The sequence below is a fragment of the Pseudomonas sp. Irchel 3H7 genome, assembly GCF_900187605.1.
Lineage (GTDB): Bacteria > Pseudomonadota > Gammaproteobacteria > Pseudomonadales > Pseudomonadaceae > Aquipseudomonas.
Window position 1 is genome coordinate 180,553 of sequence record NZ_FYEA01000001.1, and the last position, 22,467, is coordinate 203,019.

At 55.7% G+C, this 22,467-nt stretch carries 25 protein-coding genes; 8 read left to right on the forward strand and 17 right to left on the reverse strand.

Annotation, left to right across the window (positions count from 1 at the left end):
• The first annotated feature begins 14 nt into the window (after positions 1-14).
• A complete protein-coding gene (locus tag CKW38_RS00800) occupies positions 15-2,147 on the forward strand; it encodes a TonB-dependent siderophore receptor (RefSeq protein ID WP_095111514.1) in 2,133 nt (710 codons plus the stop codon).
• An 89-nt stretch (positions 2,148-2,236) separates the two neighbouring features.
• Here the strand turns inward: CKW38_RS00800 and CKW38_RS00805 are convergent, their stop codons facing one another.
• The 3 genes from CKW38_RS00805 to CKW38_RS00815 form a co-directional block, all read right to left on the reverse strand.
• Positions 2,237-3,253: an ABC transporter substrate-binding protein gene (locus CKW38_RS00805; RefSeq protein WP_007910744.1), complete on the reverse strand. Its 1,017-nt coding sequence runs from the start codon at positions 3,251-3,253 to the stop codon at positions 2,237-2,239.
• Between the two features lie 130 nt (positions 3,254-3,383).
• Positions 3,384-3,578 carry a hypothetical protein gene (locus CKW38_RS00810; protein WP_007910742.1) on the reverse strand — a complete coding sequence of 65 codons (195 nt, stop codon included), beginning with the start codon at positions 3,576-3,578 and terminating at the stop codon, positions 3,384-3,386.
• A complete protein-coding gene (locus CKW38_RS00815; protein ID WP_038366424.1) occupies positions 3,575-4,045 on the reverse strand; it encodes a hypothetical protein in 471 nt (156 codons plus the stop codon). The genes CKW38_RS00810 and CKW38_RS00815 overlap by 4 nt, the downstream gene beginning before the upstream one ends.
• Before the next feature lie 400 nt (positions 4,046-4,445).
• Here CKW38_RS00815 and CKW38_RS00820 point away from each other — a divergent pair, with 400 nt between their 5' ends.
• Both CKW38_RS00820 and CKW38_RS00825 read left to right on the forward strand, forming a co-directional pair.
• The gene (locus CKW38_RS00820) at positions 4,446-4,697 is read left to right on the forward strand and encodes a hypothetical protein (RefSeq protein WP_095111515.1); all 252 of its coding nucleotides are present in this window, start codon (positions 4,446-4,448) and stop codon (positions 4,695-4,697) included.
• Between the two features lie 48 nt (positions 4,698-4,745).
• Positions 4,746-4,982, forward strand: coding sequence for a DUF2789 family protein (locus CKW38_RS00825; protein ID WP_007910733.1), 237 nt, complete (start codon positions 4,746-4,748; stop codon positions 4,980-4,982).
• 7 nt (positions 4,983-4,989) lie between these two features.
• Here CKW38_RS00825 and CKW38_RS00830 read toward each other — a convergent pair whose 3' ends face one another.
• The 3 genes from CKW38_RS00830 to CKW38_RS00840 form a co-directional block, all read right to left on the reverse strand.
• Positions 4,990-5,193, reverse strand: coding sequence for a hypothetical protein (locus CKW38_RS00830; protein ID WP_095111516.1), 204 nt, complete (start codon positions 5,191-5,193; stop codon positions 4,990-4,992).
• Positions 5,194-5,306: 113 nt separating this feature from the next.
• Positions 5,307-6,911: a methyl-accepting chemotaxis protein gene (locus CKW38_RS00835; protein WP_095111517.1), complete on the reverse strand. Its 1,605-nt coding sequence runs from the start codon at positions 6,909-6,911 to the stop codon at positions 5,307-5,309.
• A gap of 227 nt (positions 6,912-7,138) precedes the next feature.
• Complete coding sequence (locus tag CKW38_RS00840) at positions 7,139-7,543, reverse strand: TraR/DksA family transcriptional regulator (protein WP_003225981.1); 405 nt, start codon at positions 7,541-7,543, stop codon at positions 7,139-7,141.
• Positions 7,544-7,944: 401 nt separating this feature from the next.
• On the opposite strand from CKW38_RS00840, the gene CKW38_RS00845 reads away from it, so the two are divergent.
• Positions 7,945-8,853, forward strand: coding sequence for a MurR/RpiR family transcriptional regulator (locus CKW38_RS00845; protein ID WP_007910728.1), 909 nt, complete (start codon positions 7,945-7,947; stop codon positions 8,851-8,853).
• 56 nt (positions 8,854-8,909) lie between these two features.
• Here the strand turns inward: CKW38_RS00845 and CKW38_RS00850 are convergent, their stop codons facing one another.
• Positions 8,910-10,136 (reverse strand): hypothetical protein, encoded by a 1,227-nt coding sequence (locus tag CKW38_RS00850; RefSeq protein WP_095111518.1) that lies wholly within the window; start codon positions 10,134-10,136, stop codon positions 8,910-8,912.
• Between the two features lie 364 nt (positions 10,137-10,500).
• Between CKW38_RS00850 and CKW38_RS00855 the strand changes: the two genes are divergently transcribed.
• The 4 genes from CKW38_RS00855 to CKW38_RS00870 all read left to right on the forward strand — a co-directional run bounded on the left by CKW38_RS00855 (position 10,501) and on the right by CKW38_RS00870 (position 14,586).
• Positions 10,501-11,106 carry a glutathione S-transferase gene (locus CKW38_RS00855; protein WP_095111519.1) on the forward strand — a complete coding sequence of 202 codons (606 nt, stop codon included), beginning with the start codon at positions 10,501-10,503 and terminating at the stop codon, positions 11,104-11,106.
• A 2-nt stretch (positions 11,107-11,108) separates the two neighbouring features.
• The gene (locus CKW38_RS00860) at positions 11,109-12,215 is read left to right on the forward strand and encodes a DNA alkylation repair protein (protein WP_095111520.1); all 1,107 of its coding nucleotides are present in this window, start codon (positions 11,109-11,111) and stop codon (positions 12,213-12,215) included.
• Between the two features lie 480 nt (positions 12,216-12,695).
• Positions 12,696-13,613 carry a hypothetical protein gene (locus CKW38_RS00865; protein WP_095111521.1) on the forward strand — a complete coding sequence of 306 codons (918 nt, stop codon included), beginning with the start codon at positions 12,696-12,698 and terminating at the stop codon, positions 13,611-13,613.
• Positions 13,614-13,623: 10 nt separating this feature from the next.
• Entirely contained in the window at positions 13,624-14,586 is a 963-nt protein-coding gene (locus CKW38_RS00870) for a hypothetical protein (protein ID WP_218222320.1), read from the forward strand.
• Positions 14,587-14,775: 189 nt separating this feature from the next.
• Here the strand turns inward: CKW38_RS00870 and CKW38_RS00875 are convergent, their stop codons facing one another.
• The 10 genes from CKW38_RS00875 to CKW38_RS00920 all read right to left on the reverse strand — a co-directional run bounded on the left by CKW38_RS00875 (position 14,776) and on the right by CKW38_RS00920 (position 22,392).
• Positions 14,776-15,432: a DUF2931 family protein gene (locus CKW38_RS00875; protein ID WP_095111523.1), complete on the reverse strand. Its 657-nt coding sequence runs from the start codon at positions 15,430-15,432 to the stop codon at positions 14,776-14,778.
• A gap of 31 nt (positions 15,433-15,463) precedes the next feature.
• The gene (locus CKW38_RS00880; protein WP_095111524.1) at positions 15,464-16,123 is read right to left on the reverse strand and encodes a DUF2931 family protein; all 660 of its coding nucleotides are present in this window, start codon (positions 16,121-16,123) and stop codon (positions 15,464-15,466) included.
• The gene (locus CKW38_RS00885; RefSeq protein ID WP_095111525.1) at positions 16,123-17,664 is read right to left on the reverse strand and encodes a phospholipase effector Tle1 domain-containing protein; all 1,542 of its coding nucleotides are present in this window, start codon (positions 17,662-17,664) and stop codon (positions 16,123-16,125) included. The genes CKW38_RS00880 and CKW38_RS00885 overlap by 1 nt, the downstream gene beginning before the upstream one ends.
• 138 nt (positions 17,665-17,802) lie before the next feature.
• On the reverse strand, positions 17,803-18,165 hold the full coding sequence (locus tag CKW38_RS00890) for a DUF6124 family protein (protein WP_016982978.1): 363 nt from the start codon (positions 18,163-18,165) through the stop codon (positions 17,803-17,805).
• A gap of 391 nt (positions 18,166-18,556) precedes the next feature.
• Positions 18,557-19,063 carry an excinuclease ABC subunit C gene (locus tag CKW38_RS00895; RefSeq protein WP_176472262.1) on the reverse strand — a complete coding sequence of 169 codons (507 nt, stop codon included), beginning with the start codon at positions 19,061-19,063 and terminating at the stop codon, positions 18,557-18,559.
• Between the two features lie 169 nt (positions 19,064-19,232).
• Positions 19,233-19,595, reverse strand: a complete 363-nt coding sequence (locus CKW38_RS00900; protein WP_095111527.1) for a DUF6124 family protein — start codon at positions 19,593-19,595, stop codon at positions 19,233-19,235.
• A 496-nt stretch (positions 19,596-20,091) separates the two neighbouring features.
• Positions 20,092-20,910, reverse strand: a complete 819-nt coding sequence (dapF, locus tag CKW38_RS00905) for a diaminopimelate epimerase (protein WP_095111528.1) — start codon at positions 20,908-20,910, stop codon at positions 20,092-20,094.
• A complete protein-coding gene (locus CKW38_RS00910) occupies positions 20,891-21,394 on the reverse strand; it encodes a GNAT family N-acetyltransferase (RefSeq protein WP_095111529.1) in 504 nt (167 codons plus the stop codon). Before CKW38_RS00910 ends, dapF begins: the two co-directional genes overlap by 20 nt.
• Positions 21,395-21,407: 13 nt before the next feature.
• Positions 21,408-21,620, reverse strand: coding sequence for a DUF4287 domain-containing protein (locus tag CKW38_RS00915; protein ID WP_016982975.1), 213 nt, complete (start codon positions 21,618-21,620; stop codon positions 21,408-21,410).
• A 223-nt stretch (positions 21,621-21,843) separates the two neighbouring features.
• Positions 21,844-22,392 (reverse strand): cytochrome b, encoded by a 549-nt coding sequence (locus tag CKW38_RS00920; RefSeq protein WP_095111530.1) that lies wholly within the window; start codon positions 22,390-22,392, stop codon positions 21,844-21,846.
• Positions 22,393-22,467 lie beyond the last annotated feature (75 nt).

The window sequence follows — 22,467 nt, forward strand, 5'->3', positions numbered from 1 at the left end:
TCAGGATTCAAATGATGAAACAACTCACTTTGCTGGCGAGCCTATGCGGCTGCCTGTCCGTTAACGTCTGGGCGCAATCCACCGTGGATCTGGCGCCAATCACCATCGATGGCGAGTCCGGCGCGGAACCGGGCCTGAGCCTCGACCAATCCAGCGGCATGGCCTCGCGCCTCGGCTTGAGCGTGCGCGACACACCCGCCTCGGTGGCCATCGCCAAGCGCAACGATATCGAACGCCATGGCGCGCAGAACTTCCAGGACGCCGCCAACACCTTGCCCGGGGTCAACGCCAGTGCGCCGCCGGGATTTGGCGGTTTCGTTTCCTATCGCGGCTTCACCAGCAGCCAGATCACCCAGATGTTCAACGGCATCAACGTTTCCGGCGGCCTCGCGCGGCCTGTCGATTCGTGGATCTATGATCGTGTGGAACTGGTCGGCGGCCCGTCATCGCTGATCAACGGCGCGGGCTCGGTTGGCGGCTCGCTGAACTACGTAACCAAACTGGCCACCCGCGATGAACAGGCCGTTGAAGGCCGGATCAGCTACGGCACCTACGACACCACCGAAACCGCGTTCGGCCTTAACCATGCCCTGACTGACCCAAGCGCCGACGTGCAGCACTACGCGCGACTCGACGTCAGCCACAACACCAGCAACGGCTACATCGACCGCCAGGAGCGCGATGCCTGGAGCGTGGCGTTCTCACTGCTCAGCGATCTCACGCCCGACCTGTCGCACACGTTGGCGCTGGAATATCAGGACGAACACGAAGACAGTCCGTACTGGGGCACGCCCGTACTCAATCCCAAGGCCGGCGAGTTGAAAATCGATAAACACAATCGCTTCAACAACTACAACGTCGAGGACGGTCGCTACGAGCAGCGGACAATTTGGGTGCGCTCGATCATCGACTACCGGATCAACGACAGCACCACCCTGCGCAACACGCTGTATCACCTCGACAGCCAGCGCGATTACCGCAACCTCGAAACCTACCAGTACAACGCCGACAACACGGCGGTGAACCGTTCGACTGCCTATCAGGTACGCCATCAGGGCGAGCAGAACGGCAACCAGTTCGAACTGCGCCACGACAACACGCTTTTCGGTCTCGACACGACGTGGTCGGGGGGCTTCGAATACAAGGTCAACCAGACCACCAACTCGCCACTGAACGTCAAAGGCGCGAGCACGGTCGATCCGAACAACTATCGTCCGGGGCACTTCTACGACATCCCGGGCACCAACCCCAAACTGATCAGCGACAAGACCAACGAGGTCACCACCAAAGCGCTGTTCGTGGAAAACCGGCTGGCGTTGACCGACAAGCTGTCGCTGCTCACCGGTCTGCGTTATGACGACATTGATCTCGACGTGACCAACCATCGCACCGTGACCGCTGCCAATCCCAAGCACCTCAAACGCAGTTGGGAGCCGGTCACCGGCCGCGCCGGCCTGACCTACCAATTCATTCCATCGGCCAACGTCTACGTGCAATACAGCACCGCCGCCGAGCAGCCGAACGGTACGCAGGACTTCGACGTTTCGACCGGCAAACAGTGGGAGATTGGCAGCAAATTCGATTATCTGAATGGGCGTGGCTCGGCGACGATTGCCGCCTACACCATTGAGCGAAAGGACTTCGCGGTGACCGATCCGCTGGACCCGACCACCAGCATTCCGGTCGGCCAGCAAACGTCAAAAGGCATCGAAATCGCCAGTTCGCTGCGGATCACCGACAAATTATTGGCCGAAGGTAACTTCGCCTGGGTCGATGCGCAGTACGATGATTTCACCGAAAAGAATGCCGCCGGGGTGGTGGTGTCGCGCAAGGGCAACACGCCGACCAACGTGCCGGATCGAGTCGGTAATCTGTGGCTGACGTATGACTTTTCGCCGCAATGGCAAGGTGGGGTTGATGCACGATATGTGGCGTCGGTGTATGCGGACACGGCCAACACCATGACGGTGCCGTCGTACACCTTGTTCGGCAGCTTCCTCAGCTACAAGGTTGATTCGCACACCACCGTGACCGGGCGCGTGCGTAATCTGACCAATGAGGTGTATGCCGAGTTTGCGCATGTTTCGCCGGCGTATTACCTGGGCACACCGCGCACCTTCGAACTGGCGGTGCAGATGAAGTTTTAAAAGCATCGCGAGCAGGCGAAGGCCTACAGGGGAATGCTTTCCAAATGTAGGCCTTCGCCTGCTCGCGATGAGGCCAGCCGCATCAGCCTCTATTTCAAATCAGCCGAAACTTTCTCCGCCACATCCTTCGGCAACCAGGCCTGCCACACGTCCGGGTGCGCCTTCATGAATGCCACGGCCGCATCCCGCGGCGCGGTGTGCTTCTCGCTCATGTCCGCCAACGCCTTGTTCAACGGCTCAATCGGAAAGTCCACTTTGCTGAAGAACTCGGCAATCTGCGGATATTGCTTCTGGAACGGCGTAGACACGCCAATCGACAGCTTCGACGCCAGCGAACGGGTCGGTTTTGGATTGGGATTATCAGCATCAGTCAGCGTCTTCCACGCCTCGGCATCAAACGGCGGCTCTTCCAGCTGCACCAGTTTGAATTTGCCTAGCAGCGGCGTCGGTGACCAGTAGTAAAACAGCACCGGTTTGCCGCGACGAATCGAAGAGCTGATCTCGGCATCCAGCGCCGCGCCCGAACCACTGCGGAAATTGGTGTAATCGTCCTGCAACCCATAAGCCGTCAACTTCTGCTTGTTGACCACTTCCGAGGTCCAGCCGATCGGGCTGTTGAGGAAGCGCCCCTTGCCCGGGGTTTCCGGATCCTTGAACACGTCCTTGTACTTTTTCAGATCACTGACACTGCGCAGCTCCGGTGCCAGCGGCTTGATGCCTTTGGCCGGATCGCCCTTGATCACGTACTCCGGCACCCACCAGCCCTCGGTAGCGCCCTTGACGGTATCGCCCAGGCTGACGACTTTGCCTTCGGCCTCGGCCTTGACCCACACTGGACTGCGCCCGGCCCACTCCTCGCCAATGACCTGGATGTCATTGTTGGCCAGTGCGGTTTCCAGCGTGATGGTGGTGCCAGGCAAGGTGTCGGTCGGCAAACCATAGCCCTTCTCGACGATGATCCGCAGGACATCGGTAATCAGGCTGCCACTTTCCCAGTTCAGGTCGGCAAAATGGATCGGCGCCTGGGCGGCCATCACCGATGGCGCTGATGTCAGCAAACCGAACGTGGCCACGCTGGCGGCCAATAACCGTCGAAATCCGTTCATGCATTGCACCTCGTGCTGTTCACAGCAATGGCAGGATGGCCTGACAGAAGACCGCAAGCCTCTGAATACTCAGTCAACTGACTGTAGCCGAGGTTCCTGCTTTTTCCGGGTCATGCTGCGGACGAGGTTATCAATCAGACTTTTCCTGCAAGCGTTGCAGCTCGCGTCTGACCATGCTGGCGTATTCCGCAGGGCGCAACTGGTAGATCTGCGCAGCCAGCCAATTCAGCCAGGCGCCTTGCAGCTCAGCCTTGGCGGCGAACAAACGCTGGGCCTCCTCGCGTGCAGTGTCGAGGTTCTGCGAATGGAAATCCGCGCGGCTCACTCGCTGGCCTTGAACGTCACCAGTTCGCCCTTGCGCCACTTGGCGGCTTTGGCGGTCACGGCTTTCAGCGTTTTGGTCAGGCCTTCCTGCAATTGCTGATGAGCGGCGAACACGGTCACCACGCTGTGGCCTTCCTTGAACAGGATCGCGTGCCCGTCAGCGGTCTCGACGAAAGCGTAATCGCCCAGTCCATAGACCGTGAGTTTGATTTCGCGAAAACGGATATCCATCTTGCCGCCTTCACGGCTGGGCAAGACCGATGCACTGAAATGATCGCCGACCTTGAGCTTGAGCCCCGGCTTGTCATCAACCACCAAGGCGCTTTCGGTGTCGATCTCGGCCACGTAAATGCCTTCGGCGTTCTGCTCGGTGATGTAAACAAAACGCGACTGGAACAACTTGACCAGCTTTGCACGCAAATCACCCAACACGAACAAAGCATGCATATCGAGATTACTGACTGCCAAAGAAACATCCCCACATCTGAAAAAACCGCACACGGAAAACGCGCACGGCAAAAAAACGGCCAGGCCGATGTCACTGCCAAATAAATCAATAAAGCCCGAATCGAGCAGAGTGCTCATTCAACACGAGGCTGGTAAGACTACCGGATTGTCACTCGCGAAACTCATCCCGAAGTCGCCAAAGCTTGAAGGAAAAATCCTCACCGTTGGCAAGAGCAGTCTGACTACGAACTTTAGGGAAAATTCTCACGAAAAAAAGCACTTTTCCGACATATCGCTGGCGAAAAATTGCTTTAGATAAGCCCTGTCGCCAACGGGTACTGGCGATTCTAGAGCAGCGATGCTCATTCCGACTACCCGCAACGGCCTGTAAATATCGGCCAACTGATGAAAAGGACTTCATATGTGCACTCGGACTCACTTTGCCATGACCACAGACGCCCGGATCGAATCACCGCTGATCCTGCGTGCCACTGATATGAGCGACCATTGCCCACGTTTTCAAGTCGTACCGGCCGGCAACGCCTTCTTCCACATAAAGGAAACATCGACCGGCCGTGTAAGAGGTTTCCGTGAAGATCACAACGAAGCCTGCGCCCTCGCCCGCTCACTGGAATCAAAGATCGAACTCCTGGCGAGTGGCTGCCTCAGATAAAGAGAGCGATCCACCGCGCCGTAACGGCGCCCATTGAAGGAGTACACGATGGAACTGCCAGCATACGATCTGAAAACCCTGTTCGATCAACTGGGGTTGCCTTCAGAAGGTAACGCAATCGACGATTTCATCGAGGCGCATCCATTGGATGCAAACACCAAACTGATCGACGCCGATTTCTGGTCACCGCAACAGGCACAACTACTCAAGGAATGGCTAAGGGCCGATGGCGAAGAAGCGGTGATGGTCGATGAACTGAATGTGCGCTTGCACCGCGGCAAGTAATTCTGGATCAGTGAAGGCTGTCACATGGTTCGGCTTGCAACTGCGCGAGCCATGCAGCCTTGCACTCCTCGGCCTCGTCGCGACTGGCAAACGCGGTGCCGCGACGCTCGCCATTGAGCAATACCACCCAGCAAATGCTGCGCCCCATTGCGCGCAGTCCGGCCGGTACGCCACTGCCGATCATCACCGCGACATCAACTCTGCACTGCATGCAGCCCTCCCGAAATCATTAGCAACCTAACTAAGTCGTCAGATTAATGGTTTCCTTCGAGCGGAAACAGCAAGCTCCGTGCACAGATTCATTGCATCAGAAGTAACAATCGCTCAACGCGGTTTTTCCGGCTTATAGCCCAGACGCAATCCACCCCAGTGCCGGCCCTTGATCATGATCGGCACCGACAAATCATGCATCAGCTCACCGGTGTCGCGGGTGTAAGTCTGCAACAACACCGGTTGTTGATGGCTGCCGCAGCGAATACCGGTGCGGTCAGCAAACTTGCGTTTGGTGCGATTGTTCACTGCGTCGACCTGCGCATCGCCGGTTAACGGCTGACTGAACAGCTGATTGTGCGTCGGCACATAACCCTGTTGCGTACAGGCAATGGCGAATACCAACCCCTCGTGACGCGGCAACAATGGCTCCTGAATCGCCGGCAGCACCTGATCGGTGTAGCGGTCGAAACGGGTTTGAAATTTCGCCGGTTGTGTATTCGGGATCGGCTGATACTGACGATCAAACAGGTCCTCAAGGCTGATCCGGCCCTGCTCGACATCCGCCTCGAAACGCGCAGCAATCTGGCTCGCGCCCTCGCGGGCCAGATCGTAGATGCGCTGGTGATAGTCATCCAGCCCGACCTCGGCCAGACGCTCGCTGATGGTTTCCGCCTGCCCTTCCATCTGCACCGCCGCTTCAGCGAGGCGGCGAGTCTGTTGATCGCTGATCGCCAAATCGCTGCGCATCTGTTCGATGGCCTTGAACAGGCTGTCGAGTTGCTCACGATTGGTTTCCGCGCCCTGAGCAATTTCACCGACCTGGCTTTCCACCCCGGCTGCCAGTCGCGCGATGTTCTCCAGATGCTGACCGGTGTGCTCGACCTGCTCGACACCGGTCTGCAGATCACTCGACAGCTGGCGAATCTGCTCCACCACCTGCGCCGTGCGTTGTTGAATGTCAGCGACCATCTCACCCACTTCACCGGTGGCCGACGCCGTGCGCGCCGCCAATCCACGAACCTCATCCGCCACCACGGCAAACCCGCGACCATGCTCACCGGCTCGCGCCGCTTCGATCGCCGCGTTCAATGCGAGCAGATTGGTCTGGCTGGCAATCGACTGAATCACCAGCGTCACGCGCTGAATATCATCGCTGCGCAGACTCAAGGCTTCGATCAGTTCACGGCTGGCATTGGCGCGCTGACTGAGTTGATGCATGCGCGAGATCGAATCCACCAGTTCCGTGCGCCCCGCTGCGCTGCTGTGATGCGCCTGACTGGCCGCCTCAAGCGCGGCACGGCTGAGTTGTGAAGTGGCGTGTTCGGTGGCGATCATCACCTCGGCATTGCTGACGATCTGCGCCGCCGCATCGAGTTGCGATTCGAGTTTGCTCGCCAGTTCCTTGACCGAAAACGCCACGCCGGCCGCCGACAACGCGTTATGGCTGGTGGTGTAGGAAAGGTCGCGGGTCAGTTCGGACATTGCGCTGCCAGTGTCGGCAGGCTGGACATCGGGGATGGCGCGAGAACGCAAGCGCGGTAGCCAGACAATCAGCACCGCCAACGGCATGCCAATGTACAGCGACCATTCGGCCAGGGACATGCCGGCCAGCAACAGCATCAGGGCGATGCTTTGCAGGGTCGGTGCGATCCAGCGGTTTTTCGGCAAAAGCACTGGTGCAGGCAAAGCCCCAACCAGAGATCCGTCTCTCGTCATATCAACACCCCACGCTTGTTCTCGTTATTGTGACTGCATTAAACGCCACTACAACGCCATTATCCATGGTCCGTTAGTCGTGGGGTCTGTGGCAGGTCAATGGAACGGCGCGGGCTTATTGCAGACGAGCAAAAACAAAGATCGCAGCCTTCAGCAACGCCCATGTAGGAGCTGCCGAAGGCTGCGATCTTTTCAAGGTGCCCTGTTGAAAGGGTCACCCCACAGAATCAGGCCTGACGCTGGTGCTTGTCGATCTGCTCGTGACGCTCTTGAGCTTCGATGCAGTACTTGGTGGTCGGGCTGATCAGCAGGCGCTTCAGGCCAATGGCCTCGCCGCTGTCATCGCACCAGCCAAAACTGTCTTCCTTGATGCGCTCAAGGGCTTGTTCCAGTTGCGGCAGCATGCGCTGGTCGCGATCGATCGCGTTTACCAGCCAAGTGCGCTCTTCTTCAACCGAAGCCGCGTCTGCCGGGTCAGCCGGGGTGTCCAGGCTTTCGATGGCGATACGGTTTTGCTCAATGCGCTCGTGGGTTTCGACTTTCATGTTCTGCAACAGCTCAGTGAAGAAAGCGTGCTGCTCTGCATTCATGTAGTCATCTGCCGGCATGGCCAGCAACTTGTCCTTTGTCATTGATATCTCTATAAAAAAACGTGCATTAAGGCGAATTAGGGAGCGTTTCGGCGAACCGCGAGCGGTCGGCGAAAAGGCATCGTTTATTGCAAATGCCACCCGGCACTCAATTTACGAGGGGCGGCAGTCTAAGGCCCGAATGAGGCCTCAGCAACTGTAAATACAGGGAATTTGTCCGACAACGTCCGGAAAGTGCTCTGACACAGCGTTCACACGGCCATCGGAGTGCGTTTATAGCAAGAAATTCAGTCGAGCGGCTGTATATAGAAGACAAACGGCTAACCACACAACGCCCAGACCCAATTTTTTACCACGCACTGCATCGTTTCAGCAAAGCAGAACCGCAAAAGCCCCCCTACTATCAGGCCCACCGTGTGATCAAACAGCCTGAAGGATGACCTATGCCCCGCCCCGATCTGCCGGCCACCGACGAGGTTTCACTCGCCAGCCCCCCGATCAATGCCGAGCGCCTGCTGCAACTGATCACCGACGAATACGACGCCCTGCCGCGTCAACTTAAACGCATCGCCAGCTACATCAGCCAGCAGAGCGACCGCATTATGGTCGACCGCATCAGCGACATCGCCCGCGAGTGCGAAGTCCACCCGTCCGCCATCGTGCGCTTCTCGCAACGCTTCGGTTTCAGCGGCTTCAGCGAAATGCAGGCACTGTTCCGCAGCGCCTACACCCACAAAGCCTCACCGGTGCAAAACTACCAGCAACGCATCCGCAGCATGATCGCCAACCAGTCGCAGCAAGCCAGCGCCGGCGACCTCGCCCGCGAATGCATCGACGCCACCCGCTCCGGCATCGAACGCCTGGGCCGTGAACTCGACGACGCCGCGTTCGAAAAAGCCGTCGACCTGATCGTCAACGCCGACAACATTTATGTCGTCGGCGTGCGCCGCTCCTTTGCCGTCGCCGACTACCTCGTTTACAACTTGCAACACACTCAGAAGCGCATTCACCTGGTTTCCGGGCTGGGCGGCAGCTATCGAGAGCAAATGCGCAGCGTGCGCGCGAACGATCTGGTCATCGCCATCAGCTTCGTGCCCTACGCCAAGGAAACCCAGCACTGCCTGCGCTTCGCCCGACAACAGCAGGCCAACACCCTGATCCTCACCGACAGCCACCTCTCGCCCCTGGCGAAACTCGCCGACAGCGTATTGCTGATAAACGAAGGCAGCGCCCTTGCCTTTCGTTCGCTGAGTGCGACGTTGTGTTTGTGTCAGGCCTTGTTTGTCGCGGTGGCGTATCGGCTGGAACTGAATGTTGATGAGATTCACGAACAGGCGGGGTTTGACGACTGACAACCCAATACAGCGACGACCCGCCCGAGCAGATCGACGCTGTGATTTGCTGCCACCTACTCGAGATTGACCTTGATGATCTGTTTCAACGGAAAGGTATCAATATTCGACGCTTCGACGACTTTGCGATCCTTGATCAACGTGTCGATATCAATGTTGATGCCCGAATAACCGATAGCCACCGGTGTATCGAAAACTTGACGCAACGTCAGACTCGTCGCGGAGGACTTCACCACTGAACCGGTCACACCCGGCATCGCAGGCGTTACGGACTCCACGCGTTTACGGATATCAGCGTTGACCTGTGCCAGTTCCGCCTCTTTCTGTTTAACAAGCGCCTGATTGGTCGCCGGCACGACGGCCGCTGGCTTGTCGGCAGCCGCCTTGGTATCGCCTGCCTTGGCCACTGCGGACTTCCCGTCTGCCGCGCCATCCCCCTTGGCAGTTGGCTTTAGCGCGCGAAGCTGATTCTCAATAGCCGTTTTGCGCTCATCCAGATCTGTCAGTGCCCGTGTAACCGCAGCCAATTGCGCACCGTTGCTTTCGGTCGAGGAAACCACCACATCCAACGAGCGCGCCAGATAGACCTGGGTTACCAGTACAAGCACAGACGTCGTGTCATTCTTGTCGTTGACCTTCGCATCGTTTTTCAGCGAAACCACCGCATTTGTCAGCTTGTTGCGTTGAGCGTCGGTGTATTTGCTTAAATATTTGTCGGCCGCAAGATGGGCATCGCTATACAGCACCCCATACGTTTCCGCCAATGGCACCGAGTACGCCACCGAATATCCCGACTTGCGCGCGCCCCCAAAAAATGCGCCGATCGCGCTATTGCTGACCCCTAGCCCGATATCACTCTCAGCCAGTGAGGCGAAGGTGAAACCGGGAAAGGCCACCAGTGCATTCATTTTCACGTTGGTGTTCGGTACAAAAAGGTCCGGAACACTGGTCGCCGTCACAAGTCCGGATTTGTCCACCGGAGTTTTCTGCGCAGTGATGTAAGGCGCGGCCTTCTTCAGTTCCTCATCCAGCCTCATCCGATCAAACCAGACCGAACTCATGTAGTAATCAGCGGTTTTCATTTTGTTACCGGCCTTCGCGGCTCTTACCACATAAAAATCGCCTACTTCAAAGTTGCCACGCGGCGGAAATATCGGTTTGAAGTTCAACTGCTCCGTATTCGCCGACCACTGCTGCACGACCGCCCCGCGCTCCGGGCGGCTACTGCAAGCGACCAACCCAATACACAACGCACAAATCGTCAAACGATGAAAATTGTTCATGACATGCCCCTCGGACCCTTTTATGTGACCGACGGCGCGCACTCTTACTGCGCGCACGGCAGTGCCTCATCGCTCTAGGGTTGATGGACTGCAAGGGAGTAATACAAACGAGTACTGAATCAGAGGGCCTGAGCTCGCTTAACTTTTCCATCCCTGGACGGTGCTGGCACTTTGACTATAGATCCGCCAAAACACCTCGCAAGGTCAATGAAAGCCTTTATTTTCGGATGTTTCACCGATGTAACAGTTTCTGTTTCACGGCTATTACAGAAGGCCAAAACTTTTTTCCCGGTAGTCAACCAACAGCTTTTCCCGCTACATTCGATCCCCATCGTCAGGTCGTGATTTGCCAAAGGAGTTGCACATGAAACTGATCGGAATGCTCGACTCACCCTACGTGCGCCGCGTAGCCATCTCCGCCAAACGCCTTGGCATCGACCTCGAACACGAGTCGGTCTCGGTGTTCCGCCACTTCGAGCAATTCCAGCAGATCAACCCGGTGGTCAAAGCCCCCACGCTGCTCCTCGACGACGGCGTAGTCCTGATGGACTCGACCCTCATCCTCGACTACCTCGAAGCCAGTTCCGGCAAAAGTCTGCTGCCGAGCGACCTGAAACAACGCGCCCACGCCCTGCGCCTGATCGGCCTCAGCCTCGCCGCCTGCGAAAAAGCCGTGCAGCTCTACTACGAACGCAACCTGCGCCCGGCCGACATTCAATACCAGCCGTGGGTCGAACGCGTCGAAGGCCAACTCGCCGCCGCCTTCACCGCCCTCGAGCAAGAACTGGAAAAAACCGGCCTGCCCACCGACGGCACCCTCACCCAGGCCGGCATCAGCCTCGCCGTCGCCTGGAGCTTCACCGACCTCGTCGTCCCCGACCAGATCGACACCCGCCGCTACCCGCACATCGCCCAATACACCGCCTACGCCGAAACCCTCGAAGCGTTCGTCAGCACCCCGATGACCTGACCATGAGCACCACCGAAACCGCCGCCCCGGCGTTAAAGGAAATCTTCAACGCCGAGCGCTTGCAGCACATCGCCCGAGAAATGAGCGCCGTGTACCCGGCGTTCAAGGCCAAGGCGTTTCTTAAACACGCCCAGGACGGACTCGCCGAATTATCAGTGATGCAACGCATGGCCCGTGTCAGCGAAAGCCTGCACGCCGTATTGCCGTTGGATTACCAAGATTCCCTCGATGTATTGCGTGAACTCGCGCCAAGGCTGAACAGCGGATTCGTCAGCATGTGCCTGCCGCATTACGTCGCCAGCTACGGCGGACATGCGTTCGACACCTCCATGGACGCCCTGAAGTACTTCACCACCTTCGGCTCCTCCGAATTCGCCATCCGCCACTTTCTGCGCAGCGACCTGCAGCGCTCGCTAGAGCTGATGCACGACTGGACCCGCGACGAAAACCACCACGTTCGACGCCTCGCCAGCGAAGGCAGCCGCCCTCGCCTGCCTTGGTCGTTTCGGTTGGAAGCGGTGCAGGCGGATCCGCGGTTAGCGGCTGGGATACTGAATCGATTGAAGGCGGATGAGAGTTTGTATGTGCGCAAGTCCGTGGCGAATCATTTGAATGATGTGACGAAGGTGCATCCGGAGTGGGTGCTGGACACGATTGAAGGTTGGTCGTTGGAGAACAAGCATACGGCGTGGATTGCCAAGCATGCGTTGCGGAGTTTGATTAAGCAGGGGGATTTGCGAGCGCTGACGGTGATTGGTGCAGGGGCGAAGGCTGAGGTTGAGTTGTTGGATGTGCGGGTTGAGCCGGCGGTGATTAGGTTGGGGGAAGCGATTACGTTGTCGTTTGTGGTGAAGTCGACGGTGGCGCATGAGCAAAGGTTGGTGATTGATTATGCGATTGACTATGTGAAGGCGAATGGTGGGGTTTCGGGGAAGGTTTTTAAGTTGAAGACGGTGAATTTGGTGGGGTTTGGGAGTGAGGTTGTGGGGAGGCGGCAGGTGATTAGGGATTTTACGACGCGGAAGCATTTTGTGGGGCGGCATGGGGTACGGGTTATGGTTAATGGGGAGGTTTTGGCTAGCACGGTATTCGAAATCGTCGCCGGATGACGTCACGTATAGAATCCGTTGATCTGGCAGAAACACTGATTTATATGGAATTACGGACGGGGCTGCCTTTGGCCAATAGTCACTCAAGTGCACGCTTTTAACTGATGTGGTCGGTAGTGGCCTGTCGCGAAGGTAAGATACCGATTTATAGGTGCATTCTCCTTCTTTATTAGAACTAGGCCGCAGGCTCACACTGACTACTAAAGTTTTCGCAAACCACCTTGAATTCTTCACCCAATTCTTGCTGGATGGCTTCCGGATGGCAGTCTCGAAGAATATTGCACAATTGTCTGCATTCCAAGGACCGGGTAGGCCAGCAACTCTTTTGACAGGCAAAAAATTGACCCATAGAAAGCCGTAAGCTGGTCGTAGACAACGCGCCCGCAACTCCGTAATGTACGTAGAAGTCATGTCATCTCTACCTCCCCCGCTATATGTCGTGTTTGCTAGCACGCCACTCAAGCTGATCAAGGGTTATGCATGAACAAGGAATGTTATCGACACAAATGGCGCAAAAAGTCACCCAACTTTGTCGCCCACTTAACAGTTAGGGTTAAAATGCAAAATTACTGGGCACCATCAAGAATTATTGGCCTGTTCGGCATTGCCTTTGTTGTCTTGGCGGCAACCACAAGCTATGCAGGCATAATCAATCCAATATTAATATTGAACGAAAACCAAGTTCTTTATCTGTTTTCAACTTCAGCGCAAGTGCTAGCCGGGGTCTACGGGCTAACTCTCACAGGCTTCATATTTTTCCGCAACGAGCTTAGTCGCGAGGAGATCGAGGATGAAACTTTAGTCGAGGCAATAGATAGCCTTAAAAGCAGATACTTCACTTTACTAATATTTGTAACACTATCTTCTATTATTACGTTACTGCTCTCAAATCTGGCTATATCCTACGAAAGCACAGGAACATCGCTTGGCACGATAATTATAAACTCAGCGCAATCTGCATTTGTAACCACTCTGCTGGCTGTCACCTATTTCATTTTTGAAGTTATATCACCCAAACGCATTGAACGAGAAAGTAGGAAGCTTCAGAGCCAGGTGGACCCTGTAAGAGAGGAAACAAACAAAGGAAGCCTTGAAGAGTTCTTGAAAAATTACAATCAAATTGAAGAAATCATTGCCAAGTATGGATCTGTATATCAAACAACCTCTTCCATGGAACATGCCAGTCGACCTCGTCGGAATATTTCCAATGCAAAACTATCCGAAATACTCTTCCGAAACGAGAAAATCAGCGAGTCACTATATGGTGAGATCAGAGCTCTAATAACTCTTCGCAACTCGATAATTCATGGCGCCGAGCCAGTTGTCAGCGAGCACATTGTGATTAACTCCTCCACTATTTTGAGTGAATTAAGGAATGAACTAGGTCTAGACAATTGATGACTCAACAGTGGCTCAAGTCGTTCGCTTCGCTTACTCGGGGCGGGCTAAAGCCAGCCCCTCAACCAAATATTATATTTCACAGCCATCACCGAGTTTGATTATGCAGCCAAAATACGAAGAAAAAACATTCGAGAGCTATTTCAATACTGAACTTGATCGTAGAGCTTCAATTTACTTTCCTTTTGGACAAGTGCAAGAAGGAGGCATTGGTGCAGATGCCTCAGGTTTCTCTCGGAGTCGCTGGCTTTGGTGGCGTCTTGGCAATCCTTATTTTTTACGCATGCCATTTGAAGGGGTAAATCTCCGCGAAGCTGCCGACGAGATGGAAATCTATATTGGCCGAGAAATTAAAAACATCCCCAATATTAAAGCGAATCTTTTTTTTCAGTATAAAAGACCAGAATTGATCACCTCAAAATTTGGCTTGGAGTGGTCACACTGGCACCAAAATTATTTCAGATACGACATTTATCAAGAACAACAAGATCTACTACAACATTTAGCATCCAAATTTGGAACCAAGGCGCTTATTCTTTATGCATCTCCTGCCCTAGAGGATGTGAACGACCTTGTAGACGCTAAACAGCGTAAATGCCTGATCGAAAATACCAATTTTAGACCCGCATCTGAGTTAACTGGGCATCATCGAAACACCTATATCAAAGCGGGAACATATTCCATTGCTTGTAGCGAACCAGAACCCATGGAGCGATTTGATTTGCTGCATCAGCTTGAAGCCTTCAAGGGTAACAAAAGCATTAACAACCAAGAGAGCATAATCGAAGTTGCAAATACAGTGCGGAATATTGCCCTACGGGATTCAGTTTTTGGCGCAGCATATACGCGTGAGTTAAATATTTATGTCGAGGCAGGCATTGATAGATTCCCACTGCTATTTTCCGTTGTCTCCATGAGCGTGTTCAGGGAGCTGAGCGGTATTCAATGGGTTCTCGCCCTAGATAATCAATGATACATAATAAGGTTCTCAGCCTCTCGTCTCACTCGCTGGGAGGGGCTAAAGTCCGCTACTTAACCTAAATATCGTCTTTCCGTAAATGGCCGGAAGCGATCCCTTGTCAATTCAGCGTTGACGCGACAGCTGTCAAAAATGATAACTCAAAACAACAGAAAGGCAGAAGACGCGTCTCCTGCCTGTTTCCTACCAACTTCCATACGGAATGCCGTACTTTTCGACGTATCGCTTAGCTTTCTCACTTACCGGATAGGCATAACGACCACCGTGTTTCCCTTGTTCCGGCCCCAAAGCTTCTATCCCACCTTGACCACGGGCGACCTCAATCGGATTTCGACATGAGTCTCTAACCCATGCCTGGAGTACGCCGCCCGGAGCGAGCCCCACGTACAGCGACGCCATAAACCGCGCGGTTTTCTCCGGTGTTTCCGGGCAACGCTGGTGTGTTGACTTCACCATCAGTTGCCTGCCTTCCTCCGGAATTTCGATGAAACCTTGATAGGTTTTTTGCTCCGTTATGGATTGCCAGCGGACAAAGATTTGTTTTGGAAGATCAGCGCCCGTTACAGGCATCCCGGTACCCGATATTGTCCCCCAACCACGAGCAGACTCTGTGCGGATATCGGGCTCACCGCTAGCAGCAGTGCTCTTGCCAGCGCGAAAGAAAATTCTGTTATTGATGTCTTGGACGGAGCTGTCCTCTACCCAGACCTTCATGTAATTCGGCTGAACGAACACTAACTCCCACCATGGATATTTAGGGTCATTTTCGCCGGTTTCTGGGCCTCCGATTTGGCAGCCAGATATCAATAAAGTGCCCAGCAGCGCAATCCTTGCGTTCATTACAAAAGATCCATTCAGTTAAGTGTCGCGACTACCAACTTCCGTATGGAATGCCATATTTATCGATATACCGCTTTGCCTTTTCACTCACCGGATAAGCGTAACGCCCTTCGTTCTTACCTTGGCTCGGCCCCAGTGGCTCAATTTCAGCCTGCGCTCGAGCGACTTTAACCGGGTGGTGGCAAGAGTCTCTTACCCAAACCTGCACAACACCACCGGGGGCCAACCCTAAATAAACCGACGCCATAAATCTCGCTTCCTGATCAGGCGTCTGCGGGCAACGTTGATTGACGGACGCCACCATCAACTGCCTGGCTTCCTCTGGGATTTCTACCCATGCCTGCCACGTTTTCTGTTCGACAATCGATTGCCAACGGACCCAGATGCGAACAGGTAAATCTGCTCCCACCACTCTCCTTCCGCTGCCGCCTACCCCACCTGTCCAACCTCGGGCGGACTCCGTTCCATCTTCAGGCTCTCCCCCCGCAGCGGTGCCGCCGCCGGTTTTATAGAAAATCCTGCCGTTAATGTCTTGAACAGAACTGTTCTCTACCCAGACTTTCATGTAGTCCGGCTCGGTAAACGCCAACTCCCACCACTCGGATTTCGGGTCATTTTTTGCTGAAAGTGGATCCGCGGACTGGCACCCAGTAATGAACAGCGCGCATAGCAGGGTAAAAAGTACTTTCATCACCAAAGTTTCCAGTCAGCTACATGAGGGTGTTGTACGCGTATCGAGTCCGGCGTCGGGGCATTGATGTAAACGGCACGGACGCCACTGCCATCTCTGCGCCCGAGAGGATGGTTCCAATTTGCAGACATGTGAATGTACTTCAGCTTCAGAAATTGGTCTTCTTGGATTGAGGTGTCGTAACTACCCGCCAGAAATCGATCACACAGCGCTTGAAGCTCTGCGGGCACTGCCAACTCAGGCGTATCGGGAATGTCTTGAAACCGAACGCCCTTCTCTTTTGCCAATCGGTGCATCACTCGTAGATATACCCTGGAGAGCAAGCCACTCACAGGACGTTTGAGTTGCACTGCGGCATATACGCGCTTCATACGTGGGCTGAGCCGTTCCTGCCGATCAATTGGCAGAAGAAGGGCATCAGGCGTGACGATCTCCAGCATCTCTTCTGGCCATCCTTTGGCGAGCCACTGCGCCTTCACCGTCACGGCATCGCGGTAGATCGAAGTAGTGGAGACGTCGGTAAATTGCGACACCACAAGCGTTTGCATCGGACTGATGAGTACGCACTCTTGGACCTCGTCGCGGTAGCCACCGCCGATGTCGGAATGAACCCCGGGCAGAGTTATTTCCAAGTGATCCGCTTTAACGCGGCTCAAAGCGAAGTTGGCCCGATATTCGTCACGCGCGGATAACTGCACGACATCAGTGAAGAAACGGCGGTCGAGGTAAAGTTTGATTCCTGTGGCGATGGGACTTTTGATATCCCCCAGATTCGACCAGCCAGCAATGGATGGCACCGTATCAAAAAGGCCAATAAAACCCATGTTGATGCTGCTTTTGTACTCTTCGATGAAGGTCCGGCTGAGGGCGTAGGCGTTGCTGCGCAACACTTCCCCGAGTGGCCCCTGCTTTCCACGTACGACCTCGTTGGCAAAGTGTCTTGCTGCAGCAGCACCGCGGCTGAAGCCGAATGCATCAAAGGTCAGGGACGTAATTTCACTATTGGGATTGTTGTCCAACACGTCCTTGATACGCGTTTTGATCTCTGCAAACGACAACTGAACACGGCCCGCCACGCCTGTTTCGCCTCGGCCAGTACCACCACCTAACGTACTGTCCTTTTTGCCTGACTCAGTTCCTATTCCCTCGATGTAAATCATCCGGAACGCTTGCTTCTGCGAACTATCCCCTTCGGCCCTTTGAGGTGCGAAGTACAGTTCGCTCAGTTTCTGAACATTGGTGGTGCTATTGGCGTAGCTGCTGTCCGGATCCTTCATATAGGGCTGACAACTAGCAGGAATATCTTCCGGCGCAATCGGATGCTGCGCCCCACACAGCAATCCCGCCGCCGTGTTATTCGCATTATTCCCAGTGCCATCAAAGAAAACTCCAATCCTCAACGCGATCCCGATTTTCTCAGGTTCGCGCGCGGGTTCTTTCCCGTGTTTCTCATATTCCGCCCAACGCTGGGCGTGAATATCGACGGGTTTGGCTTCTTCGTAACGAAAATTTTTCGGGGGGTTGGGTACGTAGCCACTCATCCGTGATTCCTGGTTCTGATCCTTGAGAACGGCCCGAAGGTTGACAGCCGAGGCTGGTGCGCGCAAGCCGTGGCCGTGTGCCAGCCAGGGTGTGACAGCGGGGTTCGACGAGGGTTTCCCCTCGTCGGGATGGGTTGGTTAGCTGGCGATCTCGACGTTATCCAGCGCTTGGTTGACGGCGATTTCGCCGAGCATCACGACTTGGGCGATGCCCAGTGCGGTTTTGCGGTGTGGGGTGTCGAGCATGGCGGCGAAGTTGAGGAGCATTTCGCTGGCGGAGCCGAGGGTTTCGCTGGCGTTGGCGAGCAGGGATTCGCTGTTGTACTTCGGGTTGGCGAGGTACATGCGTTCGGGCTGTTGGGTGCTGGCCATGATTTGGCTGGCGGGTTTGAGGTAGTGGTCGAGGGCGCGTTCGGCGGCTTCGTGGAATCGCTTGGAGTCGGGGGATTCGTAGGGGGATGTGGGGTCAGTTTCGGGTGGGTTGGGTGTTGGTTTGATCATGGTTGTGCTCCTGGTTTTCATTAGGAGCTACCAGCATCACTTGCAGATGATGGGTGGCAGCTATGTGCGGGTCTGCAAGACCGGGAAACCAGGCACCCGGCAGACCCGAAGGTCTCCCGCACAAAGCTGCCATTGAGCGGACACGAACGGGTGTCCTTTGGCTGGCTGTGCGACTGGTTTTTCCGGCGGGCTTGCAGACCCGATCACTGATGAGCAGTGACGGGAATCAAGGTACGGAGGGAGTGCCAGACGCACAAGCCGGCGGATTCTGGCTTAGTCGTAGGCGATGGCGCAAGGAGTTGTAGGGCGTAGCCAGCAACGAGAGACACCTATTAAACAAACATGTAAATCATCTGTTTAACAGGTCAGTTGAGATGCAGAGAATTCCGAATCAATGGGTCTCAAACGAATTCCACTGGTGAGTATCAAGATCCAGCGCGCAGTAGGGTTCGAAAACGTAAAGCACAAGCGGATTCTCAATATCAATCGCTGCCACCTGGAGTGACTTGAGATAGGACTGAGCCTCTGCGAATGATGTACCGAATAGAGGATCATCCATTGCCTTCGCGCGCGTCAGCTTGGAAATCGTTTGATCTGGATGTTTTGCCATCGCAATTCGAAATGCCAGGCTAGCGTCGAAGTGTGTTTTACCGAAGACGTGCTGACGAAGCCTACTGATCACGCTTCTTGAAATACCAACGTAGATAGGCACGCCGTTGTCGATCAGCACGTAGCAACCCGAAAAATCTTGCGCCAGTTTGAACTGCTTCAGCAACGATTTAACGCCAACACCGGGCACTGAAAAGTCCTTCATCTCTCGCGGAGTTTCGAGAGAGCTTTTCATTCTGGTCATATGGCCGGGCAGAACCGTTTGGGCTAACTCTTCAAATGTGTGCATGCATTCGTGTAACGCCATTGGAGAACCGCTCGGTCGAGAGATGGATGCCAACGCTATCGCGTCAACTTAGGCCATTACAAGCGATGTGACACATGTCTATTTAAAGCGACTCCTGAACATAGATCTCTGTAGCGAAGAACAGAGGAATCGCTACAGAGATCGTTAACATCTAGCTGGCGATTTCGACGTTATCCAGCGCTTGGTTGACGGCGATTTCGCCGAGCATCACAACTTGGGCGATGCCCAGTGCGGTTTTGCGATGGGAGGTGTCGAGCATGGCGGCGAAGTTGAGGAGCATTTCGCTGGCGGAGCCGAGGGTTTCGCTGGCGTTGGCGAGCAGGGATTCGCTGTTGTACTTCGGGTTGGCGAGGTACATGCGTTCGGGTTGTTGGGTGCTGGCCATGATTTGGCTGGCGGGTTTGAGATAGTGGTCGAGGGCGCGTTCGGCGGCTTCGTGGAATCGCTTGGAGTCGGGGGATTCGTAGGGGGATGTGGGGTCGGTTTCGGGTGGGTTGGGTGTTGGTTTGATCATGGTGAAACTCCTAGTTAGTAAAAAGGAGCCTTCACATTCGCTACCAAACGAAGGTGGCGGCCATACGCGGGTTGGTAGACCGGTAACTAGGACCCGGCACACCCGAAGGTGTCCTGCGCATGGCCACCATTGAGCAGAGACCTGATGAGGTCTGCGAACGGTTCGCGATGCGACTAGTTATGGCGGGCTACCAAACCCGATCACTGTTTTTCAGCGACCGACAGACGATAGAACCCGCGACCTAGACGCACAAGCCGGCGGATTCTGGCTTAGTCGTAGGTAACGGCGCAAGGCGTTGTAGGGTTTCGGTGGTTACTTAAGGCTTCGTTTAAACAGTGGTGGTTTTACTGTTTACTTCGGTCAGTGGTTGATGGGGTGACTGGGCTGGCGTCATCGCTAGCAGGCTAGCTCCCACAGGGTTATGTGGTCGGGTTGGAATGGGTGGTGGCTGGGCTGGCGTTATCGCGAGCAGGCTCACTCCTACAGGGGATCGTGGTCACTTGAGGTCGAGTTGGGTGTCTGGGAGGGTGCCGGAGAATGTGGTTTCTACCGGGCCGCTCAGGGTTACGGAGCCTGAGCCATTCCAGTGGACGGTGACGGGGCCGCCGTCGCATTCGACGTTGACGGTGTGGTCGAGCAGGCCTCGGCGGATGCCGTTGACGGCCGCGCCACATGAGCATGAGCCGGAGCCGAGCGGGATGGCGCCGTTGCGTTCCCAGATGCGCAGGCGGATGTGTTGGCGGTCGATGATCTGCACGAAGTGGACGTTGGTTTTTTGCGGAAATAACGGATGGGTTTCGAGGCTCGGGCCGAGGGTGGCGATGTCGACGGTGCCTAGGTCGTCGACGAAATACGTGCAGTGCGGATTGCCCATGTTGCACGCGGTTGGAGCGCCGGCGAGCGGTAGAAATAGCGTGTCGTGTTCTTGCGCCAGAGGGATGTCTTGCCAGTCGAACAACGGTTCGCCCATGTCGACGGCGATCAGTCCGCTGGGCGTGCGTTCGCAGGTGAGCAAGCCACGGTTTGTGCGCATGGTGATCGATGTTCGGCTGGCTTCGCGCATCAACCTGTCCGCCACGCCACGGGTGGCGCTGCCGCACACGTCGAGCGCAGAGCCGTCGGCGTTCCAGAATTCCACGCGCGCATCGGCGTCTGCGCAATCGAGGACCACGGCGAGTTGGTTGAAACCGATGCCGCGATGACGATCACCCAGGCGCCGGGCGAGTTGGCCGGTGACGGGGTTGATGATGTTGCGTGAGTCGATCACAACGAAATCATCGCCGTTGGCGTGCATCTTATGGAAGGTGAGTGGCATTCGCTGCGCCTCTGCTGCGCGTCATGTTGATCAGCGCTGAACGTTTGCCACCCGGCGCCGGGCGTTCTTCGATGGAGTACGGCACGAAGCCAAGTTTCGGGTAGAGCAGCAGTCCTGCAGTGTTTTCGTTAAAGCAGGACAGTTGCACTTCCTTGGCCTGGTATTTTTCGAAACCCAGCGCGGTCATGGTCTCGACGATGTATCGCGCAACCCCCTGGCCTCGGGCATATGGCGCGACGATGACGTTGCCGATGCAGCAGATGCCATCGTGCTCAGCGCGGTAGAAGTTGGCGAAGCCAACGAACTCGCCGTTGGCCAGAAAAGCCGTGGAGTCGAAGCGTTGGCTGATTGCGCTGTGCATCTGCTCTTCCGTCAGCGGGAAGTTTGCTTTCGGGAACATGAAGAACAGCTCTTGTTCGCCCTGCGGAAAGCTGCAGAGGGTGTTGACGTCGTCGGCCGTCACTGGCCGGTGGGAGAAATTCATCGCTGCCCTGCCCTCACTTTTTACCCGCCAGATGATGCGCAACCAAGGCGTTGGCATGACCGTGGCCCATGCCGTGTTCTTCCTTGAGCCACGCCACCAGTTCCATGTGTTTCTTGTCGGTGATACCGGCGAGCAGGTTCAGCCAGTGATCAATCGGCTGGCCGTATTTTTTCTCTATGGAGGGGAAGTACGACGCCGGGCCTTTTACCTTGTTGTCTTCGCTCATGCTGCAAGCTCCCTGTGGTCACGACGGAGGGTCGGCGGACGCTCCTTGTCGGCAGGTCATAGAGTGGACGCGAAGTGCGGTTCCGGCAACTGCCCCGCTCTGCCAGACACCACAAAAACCCTGTAGGAGTGAGCCTGCTCGCGATGGCGTTTGTTCAGTCAACACCGACACTGACTGGACTAACGCTATCGCGAGCAGGCTCACTCCTACAGTGATATCTGCGTTATTCGGTGCGGCCCGGCAGCATCCGCACCAGCGTGTTATCCCGCACCCAATAATGGTGAAACAACCCCGCCAGCGCATGCAGCCCGATCAGCCAGTAACCGGTGCTGCCAATCAGTTCATGCCAGTACTTCAGTTGTTTGGCGAAGTCCGGGTCGATGGCCACGGGTGCCGGGACGTGGAAGCCGAAGTACGGGAACGGTTTGTCGGCGGCGGCGAGCATCAGCCAGGCGAGGATCGGTGTGGCTATCATCAGGCCGTACAGCGCCAGGTGTGTCAGGTGCGCGATACCGGTCTGCCAAGCAGGGGGTTTGGGCGTGATCGGTGGGCGTGGGCTGAGGCGGCCGAGCAGGCGGAGCCAGACGAGGGCGAAGATGCTCGCGCCGAACAGGCCGTGGAAGCCCATCAGCAAGCCGCGTGCTTCGCTGCCCTTGGGCAGGTAGCCCTTGATTTCGACGCATGCGTAGACGCCGACAAACAGCGCCAGCATCAGCCAGTGCAGGGTGATTGAGAGTTTTCCATAACGGGTTACGGCGGTGTCGCGGGTCATAAGCTGCGCCTCGTGATTGTCGTGAGTGACGGCCGATTCGTTCGACCGCCTCGCTCCGGTTGTTGGGCGAACCGA

What these genes read in the sequence shown, in the direction of transcription:
- CKW38_RS00800 (WP_095111514.1), top strand. Translation starts at nt 15, where the DNA reads ATGAAACAACTCACTTTGCTGGCGAGCCTATGCGGCTGCCTGTCCGTT.
- CKW38_RS00805 (WP_007910744.1), bottom strand. Translation starts at nt 3,253, where the DNA reads ATGAACGGATTTCGACGGTTATTGGCCGCCAGCGTGGCCACGTTCGGT.
- CKW38_RS00820 (WP_095111515.1), top strand. Translation starts at nt 4,446, where the DNA reads ATGTGCACTCGGACTCACTTTGCCATGACCACAGACGCCCGGATCGAA.
- CKW38_RS00825 (WP_007910733.1), top strand. Translation starts at nt 4,746, where the DNA reads ATGGAACTGCCAGCATACGATCTGAAAACCCTGTTCGATCAACTGGGG.
- CKW38_RS00830 (WP_095111516.1), bottom strand. Translation starts at nt 5,193, where the DNA reads ATGCAGTGCAGAGTTGATGTCGCGGTGATGATCGGCAGTGGCGTACCG.
- CKW38_RS00835 (WP_095111517.1), bottom strand. Translation starts at nt 6,911, where the DNA reads ATGACGAGAGACGGATCTCTGGTTGGGGCTTTGCCTGCACCAGTGCTT.
- CKW38_RS00840 (WP_003225981.1), bottom strand. Translation starts at nt 7,543, where the DNA reads ATGACAAAGGACAAGTTGCTGGCCATGCCGGCAGATGACTACATGAAT.
- CKW38_RS00845 (WP_007910728.1), top strand. Translation starts at nt 7,945, where the DNA reads ATGCCCCGCCCCGATCTGCCGGCCACCGACGAGGTTTCACTCGCCAGC.
- CKW38_RS00850 (WP_095111518.1), bottom strand. Translation starts at nt 10,136, where the DNA reads ATGAACAATTTTCATCGTTTGACGATTTGTGCGTTGTGTATTGGGTTG.
- CKW38_RS00855 (WP_095111519.1), top strand. Translation starts at nt 10,501, where the DNA reads ATGAAACTGATCGGAATGCTCGACTCACCCTACGTGCGCCGCGTAGCC.
- CKW38_RS00860 (WP_095111520.1), top strand. Translation starts at nt 11,109, where the DNA reads ATGAGCACCACCGAAACCGCCGCCCCGGCGTTAAAGGAAATCTTCAAC.
- CKW38_RS00865 (WP_095111521.1), top strand. Translation starts at nt 12,696, where the DNA reads ATGAACAAGGAATGTTATCGACACAAATGGCGCAAAAAGTCACCCAAC.
- CKW38_RS00875 (WP_095111523.1), bottom strand. Translation starts at nt 15,432, where the DNA reads ATGAACGCAAGGATTGCGCTGCTGGGCACTTTATTGATATCTGGCTGC.
- CKW38_RS00880 (WP_095111524.1), bottom strand. Translation starts at nt 16,123, where the DNA reads ATGAAAGTACTTTTTACCCTGCTATGCGCGCTGTTCATTACTGGGTGC.
- CKW38_RS00885 (WP_095111525.1), bottom strand. Translation starts at nt 17,664, where the DNA reads ATGAGTGGCTACGTACCCAACCCCCCGAAAAATTTTCGTTACGAAGAA.
- CKW38_RS00890 (WP_016982978.1), bottom strand. Translation starts at nt 18,165, where the DNA reads ATGATCAAACCAACACCCAACCCACCCGAAACTGACCCCACATCCCCC.
- CKW38_RS00895 (WP_176472262.1), bottom strand. Translation starts at nt 19,063, where the DNA reads ATGCACACATTTGAAGAGTTAGCCCAAACGGTTCTGCCCGGCCATATG.
- CKW38_RS00900 (WP_095111527.1), bottom strand. Translation starts at nt 19,595, where the DNA reads ATGATCAAACCAACACCCAACCCACCCGAAACCGACCCCACATCCCCC.
- dapF (WP_095111528.1), bottom strand. Translation starts at nt 20,910, where the DNA reads ATGCCACTCACCTTCCATAAGATGCACGCCAACGGCGATGATTTCGTT.
- CKW38_RS00910 (WP_095111529.1), bottom strand. Translation starts at nt 21,394, where the DNA reads ATGAATTTCTCCCACCGGCCAGTGACGGCCGACGACGTCAACACCCTC.
- CKW38_RS00915 (WP_016982975.1), bottom strand. Translation starts at nt 21,620, where the DNA reads ATGAGCGAAGACAACAAGGTAAAAGGCCCGGCGTCGTACTTCCCCTCC.
- CKW38_RS00920 (WP_095111530.1), bottom strand. Translation starts at nt 22,392, where the DNA reads ATGACCCGCGACACCGCCGTAACCCGTTATGGAAAACTCTCAATCACC.